Here is a 17,699-nt window from a genome sequence, read left to right as displayed (position 1 = left end):
ACGTCACCTCTCATCTCGTGGGTCTTCGTGGCCGGCGGGTTGCCGGGTCAGCGTCAGCCGGGAGGTCTCGACGATCCGGTCGCCGTCGCAGATCACCTCGACCGGGGCCGGATGGCCGAGGAACGCCAGCAGGCTCGCCGAGAGCCCGTACGCGCCGACGTTCGGCACGGCGAGCACGTCGCCCGGCCGTACGTCGGGCAGGCTCGCGGCGCGGGCCCAGGTGTCGAGCGGCGTGCACAGCGGACCGGCCACGATCGCGGCGTCGAGCGGCTCGCCGTCGCGGTCGTCGGCGGCGTGCAGCGCGGGCACGAGCGGCGGCAGCCGGCGCAGGCCGGACATCCCGCCCAGGTGGTTGATGCCGGACTCCAGCACCACCACGGGCGTGCCCTGCGACCGCTTGACGTCGAGCACCCGGGTCAGCAGCGTGCCGGCGGTGGCGGTGAGGAACCGCCCCGACTCGAACGCCACGGTCGGCGTCCCGTCGCGCCAGCCGGGGAAGAGCCCGTCGAGCGCCGCGCCGACGGCGTCGGCGAGCCCGGACAGGTCCGCGTTGCGGCCCGGCCGGGCGAACGGCGCGCCGAAGCCACCGCCCAGGTCGAGCACGGTCAGGTCGACGCCGAGCAGGTCGCGCAGCCGGCGGGCGGTGGTCGCGGCGGTGGTGAACTGCGCGACGAGCGCGTCCACCGAGTCGACGTTGCTGCCGGTGTAGAGGTGGAACCCGCGTACCGGGGCCGACGGGCGGGAGCGGAACTTCTCCGGTGCCCGCTCGATCCAGTCGACGTCGGCGCCGAACTGCGAGGCGACACCGGTCATGGTCAGCCCCTGGCCGGGGTTCGGCACCCGGTCGTTGACCCGGAGCAGGCAGCGCAGATCCACGCCGTGCGCGGCGGCGATCCGGTCGGCCTGGTCCAGCCCGACCGGCGAGTCGACGGAGAACCAGCGGACGCCGGCCCGGACCGCGCCGGCCACCTCGGCGTCCCGCTTGCCGGGGCCGGTGTAGAGCATCCGGTCGCCGGGCACCCCGGCGCGCAGCGCCGCGGCCAGCTCACCGGGGGAGCAGATCTCGGCGTCGCAGCCGGCCTCGTGCAGCGCCGCCACCACCGCCGGGTGCGGGTTGGCCTTCAGCGAGTAGTAGAGCCGGCTGGGCGCGGGCAGCGCCGCGCGCAGCGTGGCGTGGTTGGCGCGTACCCCGGCCAGGTCGTAGCGGTAGGCGGGGGTGTCGAAGGGCAGGTCAGCCACGGCGCTCACCGGCCAGCCGGGCCAGCGCCCGTCGGTCGACCTTGCCGTTGCCGGTCAGTGGCAGGTCCGGCAGCACGACGCAGCGCGCCGGCACCTTCATCTCCTCCAACTGGTCCCGCAGCCGGCGCAGGACGTCGCCCGGCGTCAGCTCGGCCACCACGAACAGCGTCGCTCCGTCGCAGCCGGCGGCCGGCGGCAGCACACCCGCCGCGTCCACGCCGTCGACCCGGTGGGCGGCGGCCTCCACCTCGGTGGCGCTGACCCGGGTGCCCTTCTCCTTGTAGACGTCGTCGCGCCGGCCGGCGAAGTGGACGTACCCGTCGGCGTCGACGTGGCCGTGGTCGCCGGTGTGCAGTTGCGGGAAGAGCCCGTGCACGCGCCGGAACCGCTCGGCGGTCAGCTCGGGCCGCCGCCAGTAGCCGGCCATCACGTGCGGGCCGCGGACCACCAGCTCGCCGGTGCTCCCGGCCGGCTGGCGCCGCCCGTCGGCGTCGACCGTGAAGATCTCGGTGCCGGGCAGCGCCCGGCCGCAGGCGCCGGGCCGGCGCAGGTCCTCGTCCGGCGGCATGATCGCCGCGCGTTTGCACTCGGTGAGGCCGAACATCAGTTGGACGCTCAGGCCGGGCAGCAGCTCGCGCAGGCCGGCCAGCACCTCCGGCGGCATGGCCGCCCCGGTGTTGGTCAGCAGGCGCAGCCGTGGGCGCGGCGCGGTGGGCCGGCCGAGCAGCCGCAGCAGGTTGATGGCGAGCGACGGCACGCACGGCAGCACTGTCGCGCCGGAGCCGACCAGGCTCGCCAGCAGCCGGCCGCCGGTCTCGGCCGGGTCACCCAGGCGCAGCCGGGCGCCCGCCACGGTGCTCAGGAAGATCTGGTAGAGGCCGTAGTCGAACGAGGTGGGCAGCACGTCGTGCACCACGTCGTCGGGCCGGTAACGCAGCTCCGACTGGATCGCCCGGACCGCGAAGGTGACCTGGGCGTGCGTGGAGACCACCGCCTTCGGCATCCCGGTGCTGCCGGAGGTGTAGATCAGGCAGACCGGGTCGACCGGGAGCGGGCCGTCGCCGGCCGGCGCGTCCCCGTCGCCGGTCGCCGCCGCGTGCGCCACGTCGGCGGCGCCACGCGCCGGGACGCCCCGGGCCCGGGACAGCTCGCCGAGGGGGGCGTCGTCGGTGAGGACCAGGGCCGGTTCCGCGTCGTCGAGCACGTGCGCCAGGGCGACCTCCGGGGCCGGGGTCCGGACCACCACGAAGGCCGCGCCGGCCCGGGCGACCGCGTACAGCAGCGCCGGCAGCGTCGCGTCGGTCGGCAGCGCGACGAGCACCCGGTCGCCGCGCCGGACCCCCGCCGCGCGCAGCCAGCCGGCCAGGCGCAAACTCGCGGTCCGGACCTCGTGGTACGTGTGGCAGGCGGTGCCGTCGTCGACGGCGGGCGCGTCGGGACGCGCGGCGGCCGTGCCGTCGAGCAGGTCGGGCAGCAGGTCGGCACTCATCGGGCACCCCCGGCGGCGGCGCCGAACATGGCGCACAGCGAGCCGACGTCCCGCAGGTCGGCGGCGGAGAGCGCGGTCGCCGGCACCTCGACGCCGAGGCGTTGCTCGACCCGGTCGATGACGTCCACCAGCCGGAACGAGTCGAACCCGGGCAGCTCCCGCAGCACGTCGGTGCTGTGCAGCTCGGACCCGTCCAGGTGCAGGGTGTCGCCGAGCGCGCCGAGCACGGCCGCGCGTACGCCGTCCCCGCCCGCCGGACCCGCGCCGGCCGGCGCGGCGTCGGCGCCGACCGACTCCAGCGCTGTCAGGTGACTCTCGACGAGGGTGCCGAGCGCGTCCGCCAGCTCCGGCGCGGCGGGTCGACCCGCCTGGGCGCGGCGCAGCGCGACGTAGCTGCGGGTGGCGAGCTGTTGCCAGCGCGGGCCCTGGCCGGCCAGCGCGGCGGCGGCGTCCGGCGCCGCCGCGGCGAGCCAGTGTTCGTGCAGGTCGCGACCGCGTGCCAGCAACCAGACGTCGAGCACGAAGCGGTGCAGCCCGGCCACGGTGCCCAGGGCGGCGGCGGTCCGGTCCAGGTAGGCGGCGATCTCCGGGCGGGCCCGGCGGGCCCGGTCGGCGTTGCCGGCGAGCATGGCCGGCACGTCGATCGCCGGCGCCGGGTGCACCGCCACGGCGGGCGTGTGCGCGCCGCCGGCCAGCGCCGCGTCGAACCCGGCGGTGGGCAGCCGCCACACGCCCGGCCGGGCGGCGCCCCAGGCGGTGTCGTTGTGGTAGGCGTCGACCACCGTGACCTCGTCCGTGGTGGCGGCCGTGACCAGGAAGCTGTGCCGCATGTGCTCGTGCCCGTGATAGGGGCACCAGGGCAGGTCGTAGGCGTCGGCGATGACGTAGAGCGGCTGGCCCGGGCCGCACAGTTGACGCACCTGCGGGCCGTCGAGCTGCATCCACCGGCCCTCCACCCACAGGCCCAGCAGGTCGGCCGCCTCGGCGGCCCGGTCGTCCGAGGTGGCCTCGACGGTGACCAGGCCGTCCCGCTCCCGGGTGGCGAACCCGAAGCGGGCGCCGAGGGCGAGGTGACTGCCGGATCCGTTCACGTGGTCGGCCAGCAGCGCGAAGCTCGTCTGGAGGCAGTCCAGCGCGGTCGCGCGCAGGCCGGTCAGGATCGGTGTCCACACCGGATCCGTGGTCGGCGGGTCGGGCGCGTTCGGGACGTGTGACATGGAGGGCTCCTCGGAACGGATACAGGGGGCGGGGACCGCCGACGCGGAACGGACCGCGCCGGCGGCCGGGACGAAGGTCAGCGGTTGGTACGGCCGTCCAGCCCGCTGGCCCAGGCGGAGAGCACCGACGCCTGCTCGGCGAGGGCGTGCTCGTCGGAGCCGATCGGGTCCTTGAAGAAGAACCCCAGCTCCTCGATCGCGCCCACGTGCCCGGCGCGGTGCGCCGCGGCGGTCAGCCGGGCCAGGTCGAGCACCAGCGGGGCGGCCAGGGTGGAGTCGACCCCGCTCCAGGTGAGCTGCATGGACATCCGGACGCCGAGGAACCCCTCGAACGAGACGTGGTCCCAGGCGGTCTTGTGGTCGCCGAGGTCCGGCACGTTGTCGATGTGCAGCGGGGCGGTGACGTCCTCGCCGAGCAGCGCCGGCAGCACGCCCGACTTGGAGCTCAGCTTGCTCCGGGCGTTGCGCGGGTCCTCAAGCGTGGCGCCGTCACCGCCGCCGAGCAGGTTGACTCCGGCCCAGGAGAGCACGTGCAGGGCGCGGCAGGTGAACATCGGCGCCAGCGCGGTCCGCAGCAGCGTCTCCCCGGTCTTGCCGTCCGAGCCGGCGAACGGCACCCGCTCGCGTTGCGCCAGCATCTCCAGCGCGGGCAGCCGCGCCCCGGTCGACGGGGTGAAGTCAACGAAGCCGCATCCGGCCTGGAACGCCGCGTACGCGACGACCGCGCTGGCCGGCAGCGCCCGGTCCGCCGGGTCGGCCAGGCTGCGGGTCAGCGCGTCCAGGTCGTCGTGCTCGGGCCGGTGCTCGACCGGCGGCTCGGTGGACGACACGTTGATCACGACGACGTGGGACAGGCCGTGGCGGGTGCGGAACTCCTCGATGTCACCGGCCAGCCGGTCGATCACCTCGGCCAGCGGACCGGTCTCGGTCCGCGCGTCGTAGCCGGTGCGCAGGTCGCGCTCGACCTCGGGCAGGCTGCCCCGCACGGCGGCCAGCACCGGGGCCGGGATGACGCCGGAGTCGACGAGCGACTCGGCCTTCTTCTCCAGCGGGGTGTCGACGATGTCGTGCCCGCCGACGAGCAGGTCGGCCCAGTCGGCGAGCGGCGCGTCGCGCAGCATGCCGGTGTCGGTGACGCAGCCGGTCGAGTCGGTCATGCCGGCCCGCAGCGCCAGCAGGCCGGTGATCGCGGTGGTGGCGACCGAGCCGCGGGCGCCGTTGAGCCACACGCCGACGGGTCCGTCGGCCTCGGGGGTCGGATTGTGCGAGGTCTCACGCTGGGTGACGGTCACGGGAAGGTCCCTTCTGGTGGGTGCGCCGGCGGTGGCGCGGATCAGCGGGTCAGCACCTTGGTGACGGCGGTGGCCACGTCGTGCATGTCCTGCTCGGTGCCGAGGAAGGTGCTGTGGTGCGTCTGGACCGTGTGCGCGGCGAGCCACTCGGTCTTGGGGTAGGTGCGGTCGGCGTGGATCGCCGCGAAGCGCTCGGCGAGCGGCGCGAGCAGCGGCTTGGTCCACGGCTGGAGCAGCTTGCTGCGGTGCAGCGGCTCGTCGGTGAGGTAGAACCGCCTGCCCAGCTCGGCGGTGAGCGCGGCGGCCACGGCGGCGTTGTCCATGCCGGTGGGCAGGTCGTCGAGGACGAGCGTCCCCTCGTAGATCGAGATGCGGGTCTGCGCCGTCGCCGGTTGCAGCAGCCGGACGCCGTCGACGTCGGCCAGCAGTTCGGCGAGCAGCCGGTAGTTGCGGTTGCGCACCTCGTGCTGGGCGTCCAGGGTGGCCAGTTGGGCGCACGCCACCGCGGCGGAGAACTCGTTCAGGCAGAAGTTGGCGCCCTGCACCCCGGCGCTCTCCTCCAGATCCAGCTCACCCGGGGGCGTGCGGTCGCCGCGGTAGCGACGCGAGTCGGCCCGCAACTCCTCCAGGACGGGTGCCAGGCGGTCGTCGTCGGTGACCACGGCCCCGCCCTCGCCGCAGGTGAGGACCTTGCCGTGCTGGAAGCTGAAGCAGCCCAGCCGGCCGAACGAGCCGGCCTGGCGGCCCTGCCAGGTGGCGCCGTGCGCCTGCGCGCAGTCCTCCACGATGGAGATGTCGCGCGGCCCGGTGACCGCGTCGAGCGCCGGCATGTCGGCCATGTTCGAGGCCCAGTGCACGGCCACCACGGCCCGCGGGTCCACCGACAGGTCGAGGTCGTCCGGCCCGACGCAGCCGGTGTCGCGGTCCACGTCGACGAGCACCGGCACCAGGCCGGCACGCAGCGCCGCGGTGGCGGAGGCGGTCCAGGTCAGCGCCGGGACGAGCACGGTCTCGCCGTAGCCGAGGCCGAGCGACTCCAGCGCCACCACGAGCGCGCTGGAGCCATGGTCGACGGGCACGCAGTGCCGGGTGCCGACGTAACGGGCGAAGTCGGCGGCGAAGCGGCGTTCGAACAGGACGCCGTCGCCGACGGTCGGGCTGCTGATCGCCCACCGCCCGCCCTGCAGCACGGCGGCGAGGTTGGGGGCGGCGTCCGGTGCGGGGATCGGCCAGCGCGGCCACGGTCGGTCCGGCGGACGGACCGGCCGGCCGCCGTCGACGGCGAGCCGCCGGTCGAGCGGAATGGAGGTCGTCATGCCTTCGACCTTGATGGCCGTCGATACATCGGCGATACACGCCGGATACCTGCGCAAGAGGTTGCCGTGTATCAATCCTGTATCGATGTGGCCGACGCTTCAGGCATGAGCCGATCCGCATCGCCCGTGGGCGAACCGACCGAACCCCGCGCCGTCACGCGCGGCGTCTCCGTCGTCATCCCGGTCAAGGACCGGGTGCCGGAGATGCGCCGCCAGCTCCGCAGCCTGCGCGACGCCGCCCCGAACTGTCCGGAGCCGGTGGAGGTGGTGGTGGTCGACGACTCCGCGCCCGCCGCCGCCGCCGCGCACCGCGCCGCCTGCGCCGAGTACGGCGCCCGCTACGTGCGCGGGCCACGGCACGTCGGCGCCAAGCGCAACCTGGGTGTCCGGCACGCCCGCCACGACCTGCTTCTCTTCACCGACTCCGACTGCCGGGTACCGGCCGACCTGATCACCAGGTACGCGGCCCGGCTGCGCGCCAGCGGCGAGGAGGTCGCCGGTGTCGCCGGCCCGGTGCTCGTGGACCCCGGTGACAGCGCGTTCTTCCGCGTGATGAGCCGCTCCTACCTGCTGCTCGGCGACCTGACCCGACCGCTGCACCACGAGCGGGTCTCCTGGGGCGCCGGGGCTAACACGGCGCTCAAGCGCGCCGCGTTCGACGCGGTCGGCGGGTTCCCGGAGGACTCCCCGATGCCGATCGGTGGGGAGGACCTGCACCTCGGGCTGCTCCTGACCGACGCCGGCTACGTGCTGCTCGCCGAGCCGGACGGGGTGGTCACCCACGACACCGGCGTCGCCGACTCGTTCCGCGCGGTGGCCTACCGGTTCACCACGTACGGCCGCTCCGAGCAGTGGCTCTGCCTGGCCCACCCGCGCCGGCGCCGGTTCGTGCTCAACACCGCGAGCCTGCTCGCCGCCACCGCCTTGGCCGGGCTGCTGACCGCCCGGCGCAGCTCCGGGCGCAGCCTGCTCGCGGTGCCGGCCGTCGCGGCGGCCGTGATCGCCGCGAAGACACCCGGCCGGCTCGGCGGCGACCGGGGGCCGCGGGCGGTCGCCGAGTCGGCGGCCTGCGCGGCGATCGAGACGCTCTTCGACGGCGCCGCGTTCGTCACCGCGCTCCGCCTGGGCCGGCCCGACCTGCTCTTCACCGGCTTCCGCGCGCCGGACGAGGCCGACTACCAGCCGGTCACGCCCGCGGCGGCGCAGCCGGTGGCGGCCTGAGGGGGACGCCATGCCGACGACGCTGCCGCTGGCGCCGAGCCAGCAGATGATGTGGGAGTTCATGACCGCGCTCGACCCGGCCCACCCGGGTGACGCCCGGCTCGTGGTGGTGGAGTTCCGCCGGCTGCGCGGCACGCTGCGGGTCGACACGCTGCGGCAGGCGATGCGGGACGTGGTGCGGCGGCACGACGCGCTGCGGATGCGGTTCGACCGCATCGGCCCCGAACCGGCCCTGACGATCCTGCCGCACGTCGACTCGCCGCTGGAGGAGGTCGACCTGTCCGGCCTCCCGCCGGACGAGCAGCAGGCCCGCGTCGAGCAGATCGCGTACGCGCACCGCAACGTCGCGTTCGACCCGGGCCGGGCGCCCCTGTGGCGGGCCGCGCTGGTCCGACTCTCCGCGACCGAACACGTGCTCGCGCTCTGCTTCTTCCACATGGTCTCCGACGGCTGGTCCTGCCGGGTGTTCGTGGAGGACCTCTGCCACGCGTACGCGGCCCGGCTCGGCGCGGCCGACCCGCAGCCGCCGCTCGGCGTGGACTTCGCCGGGCTCGCCGCGCTCCAGGAGGCGGAGCTGGCCGGCGGCGGGATCGACGCCGCCGCCCGAGCCGGTTACTGGGCCGACCGGCTGCGCCCGGTGGAGCCGTACCAGCTCTTCCCGGCGCCGCCACCCGGCCCCGACGTCGAACTCAGCGCCGAGGTGGCCACCCGCTTCGCGTTCCCGCCGGAGGTCACCGCGCGGCTGCGCCCGGCCGCCCGCCGGGCCCGGACCAGCCCGTACGTCCTGCTGCTCGCCGCCTACCTGGTGGTGCTGTCGACGCGGGCCGGGCGGCGGCGGGTGGTGCTGGGCACCACCACGCTGGGCCGGGAGAGCCCGCTGTCGCGGCAGCTCATCGGCCAGTTCACCAACAACGTCTACCTGCCGGCCACCGTCGACCCGGACGCGCCGATGCGCGCCGTGGTCGCCGCCGCGCACGCCGCCCTGGCCGAGGCGATCGACCACGCCGCCCCGTTCCACCGGGTGGCCCGGGCGGTCCGGCCCGACTTCCCGCGCGTGCGCCCCTGGCCGGACAACCACCTGTTCGACGCCTGGTTCCAGTCCGCCGCGTCCGCCTCGCCGGTGTTGAGCTGCCCGGAGCTGCGGGTCGAGCCGGTCGACATCACCGCCCGGCCCGCGCCCGGCACCCCGCCCCCGGTGCTCGCCGCCGACGTGCCACCCGACTGCCTGCCGGTCTGGGTGAAACGGGGCTCGCCCATCGTGGTGGTGGACGACGACCGGGCCGGCGGCGTGATCATCCGTAACCGGGGCGTCTTCGGCGACGACCTCGTGGCCGGGCTGATCGACGACTACGTGGCGGTGGTGTCGGCGCTCGTCACCGACCCCGACCTGCCCCCGGCGCGGCTGCGCCTGCCTGACGGTGCGTGCTTCTTCGACCACGCCACGGGGTAGGACACTGACCGGGACCGATCCGAGAGAGGTACGACGACCATGACGGACACCTCGACGCACCCGCACACGACGGAGTCGCCCACGCCACCGGTGCCCCGGACGGCTGTCCGGGCCCGCTGGTCGGTGGTGCTGCTCTTCGTCATCATGGGCCTGGCCATCGGCGGTTGGTCCGCCCGGGTGCCCGAGGTCCGCGACGCGGTCGGCGTCGGGAACACCGGCTGGGGCCTGGCCAACATCGCCACCAACGCGGGGGAACTGATCTCCCTGGTCGTGGTCGCGGTGCTGATCAGCCGGATCAACACCCGCCGGTTGGCGCTGGCCGGGGCCGCGCTGATCCTGGTCAACGCGCCGCTGCTGGCGGCGTCCACAAGCCTGGTGGCGCTCGTCGCCGGGCTCGCGGTCTGGGGTTTCGCGGCGAACCTGCTGGCCACCCCGATGAACGCCCAGTCGGTCGAGGTGCAGAAGCGCTACGGGCGGCCGATCCTGTCCACCTTCCACGCCGGCTTCAGCATCGGCATGCTCGCCGGCGGGCTCTGCGGCACCGGCGCCGCCGCGGTCGGCCTGTCCCCGTCGGCGCAGATGGCCGTCACGAGCGTGCTGCTGGGCGCGCTGCTCATCGGCACCCAGCGCTGGCTGCCGGACACGCCCCGCCAGGAGCCGAAGGACGGCGAGGCCCGGCGCGGGCTACGCGAGCGGTTCACCCCGCAGCTCGTCCTGCTCGCGGCGATCGCGTTCCTCGCCTCGTTCGTCGAGATGGCCGGCGCGCAGTGGAGCGCGCTCTACGCCACCGAGGTGGCCGGCGCCGCGGCGGTGCTGGCCGCCGCCACGTACACCTGCCTGTCGCTCGCCGCCACCGTGGCCCGGCTCGTCGGCGACCGGCTGGCCGGCCGGATCGGGAGGGTCCGCTTCGTCCGGGCGTCGGCGCTCGTCGCCACCGCCGGCGTGGCGTTGCCGGTGGCGTACCCGCATCCCGCGGCGGTGATGGCCGGCTTCGGGCTGCTCGGGTTCGGGCTGGCCTGCGTGACCCCGACGGTGCTCGGCTTCGCCGGCGAGCAGCCCGGCCTGACCTCGGGGGAGGGCGTCTCGGTGGTGGCGATGGGGCAGTGGCCGGGTGCGCTGCTCGCGGCGCCGGTGATCGGCCTGCTCGCCGGCGCGCTGGACCTGCGTACCGCGTTCGTGGTGGTGGCCGTGTTGGCGCTCGCCATCGTGGCGTTGATGGGCCGGGTCCAGGCCCGGGCGCTGCCGGGCGAGAGCACGGCGGCCTGACCGGCGCGGCTCCGGCCCGCGCGGTGGGGAAAAGGCGACCGGTGTCCATTTGCTGACGTGGGAATCCCGCGCGGTCTTCTATGGTCCCCGTGTGACGCTTTCCACCACCGCGGCGGACCAGGCGTGGGTGCGCGAGACGGCGACCGGGATCGGGGCGCTGCGCGGCCGGGCGCTCGTCGACACGGTCCTGGCCGCCGTCGCCCGCCGTCTCGACAGCGAGCTGTCCACGTACGCCGAACTCGACCTGGCCACGCTGCGGCTGCCCGACCTCGCCGCCGACCGGCCGGTGGACCGGGCGCTCGTGCGCCGGATGCACCACCAGGTGACCGACCATCCGTTGTTCGCGCCGACCGTGCGCCTGTCGCATCCGTACCCGGGGCCGCCGACGCAGGTGACCGACGTGGTGTCGGAGCGGCGGTGGCGGCAGCACGCGCTCTACCGGGAGGTGCTCGCGCCGCGCGGCATCGGGGCGCACACGGTCGCGCTCGTGGTCGGTCCGACCCCGGTGCTGCGCTGGTACCAGTTCAACCGCGACCGTGCCTTCGACCCGCGCGAGATGGACCTGCTCACCCGCCTGCAACCGGCGCTGATCGCGGTGCACGGGCGCGACTGCCGGCCCGGCGCGGCTCTTCCCGGCGGCGCGGCTCTTCCCGGCGGCGCGGCGCTGACCGGGCGGGAGGTGGAGGTGCTGCGCGGCATCGCCGACGGGCTGACCGTGCCGGCCACCGCGCGCCGGCTCGGCCTGGCCGCCGGCACGGCCCGCAAGCACCTGGAGAACGTGCACCGCAAGCTGGGCACCTCCGGGCCGGTCGCCACCGTGATGAGGGCGGTCGAACTCGGCATCCTGGAGGTGCCCGGCCCGCGGTCCTAGATGGTGGCGCAGGGCAGCGGCGCGCCCCGGCAGGCCCGGATCAGCGCGTCGACCTCGACCCGGCCGATCCGCCTGTCGGACAGGACCACGTCCACCACGGCCGCGGTGTCGCCGACCGGCAGGTCCACCACCACGTCCGCCTCCTTCACCCGGGGGGTGTCGTGCGCGTTCTCCTTGCTGCCGTACACCCGGACCGCGAGCGGGTCGTCGAGCGCGAGCGTGTCCAGCACGCCGCCGGCGGTGTCGCGCACGACCAGTTGGAGCGGCCCGCCGGCGCCGCGCAGCGACGACGGGAAGCCCCGGTCGATCTCCAACAGGTTCGCGGTGGCGCTCCGCGTCGACACCCGCAGCCCGAGCCGCAGGTGGGTGCCGGTGGTCGGGTTCGCCGGGTCGACTGTCGGCGCGGGCACGACGGGCGCCGCGCCGGCCGGCGTCGGGGCGGCCGGCGCGGCGACCGCGACGACGCCGAGCAACGGCAGCGCGAGCGCCGCCACCACCAGGGTACGGATCCGTCGGTTCAGCACTGTCCACTCCCGCATCGTGCGAAGGTCGCCTCGGCGGCCCGGATGTCGTCGGCCCGCTCGACCGAGTTGTTGATCATCACGTCGGCCATCGGCCCGTCGCTGCGCCACCAGCCGGTCGGGCTCACCCCGTCGGTGATCTCGTTGCAGGTGCTCGGGTCCGACCCGCCCCGCTGGCAGTCCCGCAGCGAGTGGTAGGTGTTCTTGCCCTCGCCGTACCAGTAGCCGCCGTCGCAGCAGTACTCGTCGCCCTCGTGGTAAGCGCTGTGGTGCAGCTCGTGCCAACCCACGATCGGCGAGTCGGCGCTGAACGAATTGCCGGAGGCGTTGTCCCGGCAGTTCACGGTGTGCAGCACGCCGTTGGTCTCGGCGAAGCTGACCGGGCTGAACCCGCCGCGCCGGCACAGCGCGTCGCCGTCCGGGCTGACCGTCACCTCGACCGGCACGTTCTGCACCCAGATCCCCACCTGCGACCAGTGCGTGCCGATCGAGCTGGGGAACACCCGGGAGCGGATGCCGAGCAACTGCCACGCGTTGTCGTCGACGGCGTTGCCGAACTGCCGCGCGCCGGTCAGCGTGGACGTGTCGTAACCGGTGCCCGGCGCGTACGCCACGTCGATGGTCTGGTTCAGCGGCCGGGTGTTCACCCGCCCGCCCGCGTCCACCACCGCCGGCACGCTGGCCCGCCACAGCGGCACCAGGGTGACCTCCGGCGTCTGCGACGGTTCCGGCGGGTTCAGGTCGGTGATCCGCCAGTCCGCCACCGCCGTGCGCGCCTCCGGCACCCCGTCGGCCTCGCTCGCGGTCACCCGGTAGGCCACCGCCGCGCCGGCGAGGATGTCCGCCGGGATCACCGCCTGGCACTCGCTCACCTGCTCACAGGTCCGCACCACGCGGGGCGCGAGCGCCACCGGCCGGCCGATCCAGCCGGCCGGGCTCATCTCCACCGTGATCCGGGCCGCCGGCCGGGCGGTGTGGTCGGTCGCGACCACCCTGGCCCGGATCGACGTGCCGGGCACGGCCTGCGGGTTGACCGCCGGGACACCGGGCTCGGCGAGCGCGTACACCTCCAGGCCCGGCGGCGGGTCGGACACCGGCACGGTACGCGAGGCGGCCGGGAACGTCCGCCCGTCGTCGGCGGCGCCCTCGAGCGTGAACACGTAGCTGCCGGGTGTGGCCCAGGAGCCGTCGGCGTGCCGGCCGGTCCAGGAGAACGACAGCGGGCCGGCGGCACGGCGCACGTCGGGGCTGCGGAACACCTCGACGCCGCCGCGCAGCACCCGCATCCGGAACGTGCCGGCCGTCGGCACCACCGCGCTGACCACGATCGGACCGCTGCGGTACTGCCAGTTGGTGGCCGGCTGGCTCGACATGTCGGTGAAGGCCAGCGCGACCCGCTGGATCACCCGCGCCTGGGTGCGCTTCGCCGAGCCGGCGTCGATGGGGTCGACGACCGTGATGTCGTACCCGCCGACCGCCGCGTACGACCCGTCGGACCAGCGGCCGTCCCAGTCCACGTTGAACGCGCCGCCGTAGAACGGGGCCTCGTAGAGCGTGAACGACGCGCCTGTCGCCTGCGCGGTGACGGTGAACCGCAGCGCCGACGGCACCGACAGCGAACCGCTGATCGTCAGCCGCTCGCCGAGCCGCGGGTCGAACTCCCGGGGCGTGCCGGTCGGCGGCGGCGACGTGATGCCGATCGTGGTCGGCCGGGGCGCGACCGTCACCGTGAAGATCGCCCGCGACGGCCCGCCGCTGGTGCTCCACCGGGACGTGCCGCTCCGGCCGCCGAGCAGGCTCGTGGTCGCCCAGTCCTTCGCCGCGCCGGGGTTGAGGTCGGCCTGCTCGCGGCTGCCGCCCTCGGTGGAGTCGTCCTCCCACAGCTCGAAGGTGACCCGGAAGTCGCCGGTGACCGAACGCCCGGCGCAGACCGTGCTCGGCGTGACGATGTCCGTCCCCGACGTGGCCGGCAGCGCCATCTCGCAGCGCTGCTGCTGGCCGTTGTCCTGGGTGATGACGGCGACGCCGAACAGTTCCGGCGGGTCGCAGATGACCAACCAGACCCGGTCGAGGCACTCGGTGGTGTGCATCTCGTCGACCGTGACGGTGACCGTGGAGCCGTAGCTGGCCACGGCCGGCGCGGCCGGCAGCGCGGCGGCGAACGCCACCCCGACCACCGTGGCCAGCGCCGCCGCCAGGAACGGCCGCAGCCGTTGACGTATCCGTTTCACGCGTTCCCCCCTCGTCCGCCGACGCCCGCCCGGGACCGGCGCAGACAACTGTGCGGATCGGCGTGGACGCGGGCGATACGCGCATGCGCGTACCGGGGATGTCGCCGGCCGGACTGCGGACCCGGCGGCGGTGTGCGGTCGGTCGTCCCGGCCGCCGCGGGCGCGGCCGGGACGACCGACGACGGTCAGAAGTCGTCGTCGAAGGTGACGCTGCCGGTCACCCCGACCTGGTACGCCGACACCCGCCGCTCGAAGAAGTTCGACAGCTCCTGCACGTCCTGCAACTCCATGAACGCGAACGGGTTGCCGCTGCCGTACATCGGCGCGATGCCCAGCGCGGCCAGCCGACGGTCGGCGACGTGTTGCAGGTACGCGCGCATGTCCGTCGGCGACATCCCGGACACGCCCTGGCCGAGGAGGTCCTCGGCGAACTGCGCCTCGCACTCCACCGCCTCGGCGAGCATGTCCCGGACCTGCCGCTCCATCTCGTCGTCGAACAGGTCCGGCTCCTCGGCGCGCACCGTGTCCACCACGTCGAAGGCGAACGCCATGTGCATCGACTCGTCGCGGAACACCCAGTTGGTGCCCGACGCCAGCCCGTTGAGCAGCCCCCGGGAACGCAGGAAGTAGACGTAGGCGAACGCGCCGTAGAAGAAAAGCCCCTCGATGCAGGCGGCGAAGCAGATGAGGTTGAGCAGGAACGCCCGCCGGTCCGCCCGGGTGCGCAGCTCCCGCAGCTCGAAGATGGAGTCGATCCACCGGAAGCAGAACTCGGCCTTGCGGGCGATCGACGGGATGTTCTCCACCGCCGCGAACGCGGCGAACCGTTCGGTCTCGTCCGGCACGTAGGTGTCCAGCAGGTTCAGGTAGAACTGGACGTGCACCGCCTCCTCGAACAGCTGCCGGGACAGGTAGAGCCGGCCCTCCGGGGAGTTGACGTGCTGATAGAGGTTGAGCACCAGGTTGTTGGCGACGATGGTGTCGCCGGTGGCGAAGAACGCCACCAGCCGGGACACCAGGTGGCGCTCGGCCGGCGAGAGCCGGTCCAGGTCGGCCAGGTCGGCGTGCAGGTCCACCTCCTCGACGGTCCAGGTGTTGCGGATGGCGTCCCGGTAGCGGTCGAAGAAGTGCGGGTAGCGCATCGGTCGCAGGGTCAGGTTCATGCCCGGGTCGAGCAGCAGGGGCCGGGTCTCGGTGTGCGTCACTGGCAGGCCTCGCAGCTCTCGGGGTTCTCCAGGGAACAGGCCGCCGCCGCGTCCACGACCGGGGCCAGCACCGTGGCCTGCTGGATCCGGGTCGCGGGACGCGACCGCAGGTAGTAGGTGGTCTTCAGCCCGGCCTGCCAGGCGTACCGGTACATCGAGGAGAGCTTGCCGATCGTCGGCGCGCTCAGGAACAGGTTCAGCGACTGCGACTGGTCGACGAACGGCGCCCGCGCGGCGGCCAGGTCGATGAGCGCCCGCTGCGGCAGCTCCCACGCGGTGCGGAACAGCTCCCGCACCTCGGCGGGCAACTCGTCGATGCCCTGCACCGAGCCCTCCGCCCGCTTGATCCGGTCCCGGATCTCCGGCGTCCAGAGCCCGCGTGCCTTCAGCTCCCGCACCAGATACGTGTTGACCTGGAGGAACTCGCCGGACATGGTCTCGCGTTTGAACAGGTTGGACACCTGCGGCTCGATGCACTCGTAGCAGCCGGCGATCGAGGCGATGGTGGCGGTCGGCGCGATCGCCACCAGCAGCGAGTTGCGCAGCCCGTGCGCGGCGATCCGCTCGCGCAGCGCCGTCCAGCGGGCGGTCCGCGCCGGCTCCGCGCCCCACAGGTCCGGGTGCAGGTCGCCCTTCGCGGCCCGGGTCCGGTCGTACGCCGGGTGCGGGCCGAACCGCTCGGCCAGCCCGGCGGACGTCTCCAACGCGGTCAGGAAGATCTCCTCCTGCACCCGGGTGGACAGCTCCCGCGCCCGCGCCGAGTCGAACGGCAGGCGCAGCGTGAAGAACGCGTCCTGAAGACCCATCAGCCCCAGCCCGACCGGCCGCCAGCGCGGGTTCGACGCCGCCGCCTGCGCGGCCGGGTAGTAGTTGATGTCGATCACCCGGTCGAGGAAGACCACCGCCGTGCGCACCGTGGCCCGCAGCTTCTCCCAGTCGACGCCGTCGGCGGTGACGTGCGCGCCGAGGTTGACCGAGCCGAGGTTGCACACCGCCGTCTCGGCGTCGTCGTTGACCTCCAGGATCTCGGTGCACAGGTTGGACAGGTGGATCACGTTCCCCGGCTCGCCGGTCTGGTTGGACAGCCGGTTCGCCGCGTCCTTGAACGTCATCCAGCCGTTGCCGGTCTGCGCCAGGGTGCGCATCATCCGCCCGTACAGGTCCCGGGCCTTCACCGTGCGGACCGCCTTCTTCTCCGCCGCCCGGTACGCGGCGTCGAACGCCTCCCCGTACAGGTCGGGCAGCTCCGGGGCGTCGGACGGGTCGATCAGCGACCAGTCTTCGTCGGCCTCGACCCGGCGCATGAACTCGTCCGGGATCCAGTTGGCCAGGTTGAGGTTGTGCGTCCGCCGGGACTCCTCGCCGGTGTTGTCCCGCAGCTCCAGGAACTCCTCCACGTCCGGGTGCCACGGTTCCAGGTAGACGCAGGCCGCGCCCTTGCGCCGGCCGCCCTGGTTGACCGCCGCGACCCCGGCGTCGAGCGTCTTCAGGAACGGCACGATGCCGTTGGAGCGCCCGTTGGTGCCCCGGATCAACGCGCCCCGGCCGCGTATCCGCGACCAGGAGATGCCGATGCCGCCGGAGAACTTCGACAGCTTCGCCACCTGGTGGTAGCGCTCGTAGATCGAGTCCAGCTCGTCGCGCGGCGAGTCGACCAGGAAGCACGACGACATCTGGGTGTGCCGGGTGCCGGAGTTGAACAGCGTGGGGGAGCTGGGCAGGTAGGCCAGCGCGGACATCAGCCGGTAGAAGCCGACCGCCTCGGCCGGCGTGTGCGACAGCCCGCACGCCACCCGCAGCAGCCAGTACTGCGGTGTCTCCACCACCAGCCGCGACTCCGGGTGCCGCAGCAGGTAGCGGTCCGCCACCGTGCGCAGTCCGAAGTATTCGAAGCGCAGGTCACCGGCGGGGTCCACGGCGTCGTCCAGCTCGCCGGCGTGGCGGGCCACGAACGCGGCGGTGTCGTCACCGACCAGCCCGAGGGCGTGCCCGTACGCGATCGACTGGCTGAAGGTCGCCACCTGCTGCCCGCGGACCTCCTCGTGCACGTACGCGGCAAGCAGCCGGGCCGCCAGTTTCGAGTACTGTGGCTCCTCGCCGATCAGCTCCGCCGCGGTCTGGATCGACAACCGGTCCAGCTCGGCGGTGCTCGCCCCGTCGTACAGCCCGCTTATCGTCTTGGTGGCGACCCGCAACGGGTCCACCTGGTCCAGGTCGGCGACCCAGCGTTCGACCGCCCGGACGATCCGGTTGACGTCGACCGGCTCGGTGTCGCCGTCCCGCTTGCGGACCCGCATCGCCGACCGGCGCTGCTCCGGGGGGCTCTCCCGCACGACCGTCATGACCTCTCCTCGCTGTCACTGGCGATGGCCTCGGACGGC

13 protein-coding genes are annotated in these 17,699 nt (G+C 74.2%); 4 read left to right on the top strand and 9 right to left on the bottom strand.

The genetic code is table 11. The features are described from left to right. Positions 1–3 precede the first annotated feature (3 nt). From O7613_RS12080 to O7613_RS12060, 5 genes are all read right to left on the bottom strand, one after another. Positions 4–1,239, bottom strand: coding sequence for an alanine racemase (locus tag O7613_RS12080; protein ID WP_281588678.1), 1,236 nt, complete (start codon positions 1,237–1,239; stop codon positions 4–6). Further along, a complete protein-coding gene (locus O7613_RS12075; RefSeq protein ID WP_282293878.1) occupies positions 1,232–2,728 on the bottom strand; it encodes an AMP-binding protein in 1,497 nt (498 codons plus the stop codon). Before O7613_RS12075 ends, O7613_RS12080 begins: the two co-directional genes overlap by 8 nt. Then, on the bottom strand, positions 2,725–3,945 hold the full coding sequence (locus O7613_RS12070) for an acyl carrier protein (protein WP_282293876.1): 1,221 nt from the start codon (positions 3,943–3,945) through the stop codon (positions 2,725–2,727). The genes O7613_RS12075 and O7613_RS12070 overlap by 4 nt, the downstream gene beginning before the upstream one ends. Before the next feature lie 77 nt (positions 3,946–4,022). Then, positions 4,023–5,237: an inositol-3-phosphate synthase gene (locus tag O7613_RS12065; RefSeq protein WP_282293875.1), complete on the bottom strand. Its 1,215-nt coding sequence runs from the start codon at positions 5,235–5,237 to the stop codon at positions 4,023–4,025. A gap of 41 nt (positions 5,238–5,278) precedes the next feature. Further along, complete coding sequence (locus O7613_RS12060) at positions 5,279–6,553, bottom strand: DegT/DnrJ/EryC1/StrS family aminotransferase (protein WP_282293874.1); 1,275 nt, start codon at positions 6,551–6,553, stop codon at positions 5,279–5,281. Positions 6,554–6,658: 105 nt separating this feature from the next. Here O7613_RS12060 and O7613_RS12055 point away from each other — a divergent pair, with 105 nt between their 5' ends. From O7613_RS12055 to O7613_RS12040, 4 genes are all read left to right on the top strand, one after another. Next, entirely contained in the window at positions 6,659–7,774 is a 1,116-nt protein-coding gene (locus O7613_RS12055; protein WP_281588688.1) for a glycosyltransferase, read from the top strand. Between the two features lie 10 nt (positions 7,775–7,784). Next, the gene (locus tag O7613_RS12050) at positions 7,785–9,224 is read left to right on the top strand and encodes a condensation domain-containing protein (protein WP_282293873.1); all 1,440 of its coding nucleotides are present in this window, start codon (positions 7,785–7,787) and stop codon (positions 9,222–9,224) included. 39 nt (positions 9,225–9,263) lie between these two features. Next, positions 9,264–10,490, top strand: coding sequence for an MFS transporter (locus tag O7613_RS12045; RefSeq protein WP_282293872.1), 1,227 nt, complete (start codon positions 9,264–9,266; stop codon positions 10,488–10,490). A 91-nt stretch (positions 10,491–10,581) separates the two neighbouring features. Then, the gene (locus tag O7613_RS12040) at positions 10,582–11,361 is read left to right on the top strand and encodes a helix-turn-helix transcriptional regulator (RefSeq protein ID WP_282293871.1); all 780 of its coding nucleotides are present in this window, start codon (positions 10,582–10,584) and stop codon (positions 11,359–11,361) included. Here O7613_RS12040 and O7613_RS12035 read toward each other — a convergent pair. The 4 genes from O7613_RS12035 to O7613_RS12020 all read right to left on the bottom strand — a co-directional run bounded on the left by O7613_RS12035 (position 11,358) and on the right by O7613_RS12020 (position 17,660). Beyond that, complete coding sequence (locus O7613_RS12035; RefSeq protein ID WP_281588696.1) at positions 11,358–11,900, bottom strand: hypothetical protein; 543 nt, start codon at positions 11,898–11,900, stop codon at positions 11,358–11,360. The two genes, O7613_RS12040 and O7613_RS12035, sit on opposite strands and share 4 nt — an antisense overlap. Further along, on the bottom strand, positions 11,879–14,113 hold the full coding sequence (locus O7613_RS12030; protein ID WP_282293870.1) for a hypothetical protein: 2,235 nt from the start codon (positions 14,111–14,113) through the stop codon (positions 11,879–11,881). Before O7613_RS12030 ends, O7613_RS12035 begins: the two co-directional genes overlap by 22 nt. Before the next feature lie 185 nt (positions 14,114–14,298). Beyond that, positions 14,299–15,276: a ribonucleotide-diphosphate reductase subunit beta gene (locus O7613_RS12025; RefSeq protein WP_281590259.1), complete on the bottom strand. Its 978-nt coding sequence runs from the start codon at positions 15,274–15,276 to the stop codon at positions 14,299–14,301. A gap of 38 nt (positions 15,277–15,314) precedes the next feature. Continuing rightward, positions 15,315–17,660 (bottom strand): ribonucleoside-diphosphate reductase subunit alpha, encoded by a 2,346-nt coding sequence (locus tag O7613_RS12020; RefSeq protein WP_282293869.1) that lies wholly within the window; start codon positions 17,658–17,660, stop codon positions 15,315–15,317. Between the last annotated feature and the right edge of the window lie 39 nt (positions 17,661–17,699).

The sequence above is a fragment of the Micromonospora sp. WMMD975 genome (genome assembly GCF_029581215.1).
Classification (GTDB): domain Bacteria; phylum Actinomycetota; class Actinomycetes; order Mycobacteriales; family Micromonosporaceae; genus Micromonospora.
Note: the sequence above shows the minus strand (reverse complement) of the source record. Positions and strands in the feature narration are given on the sequence as shown.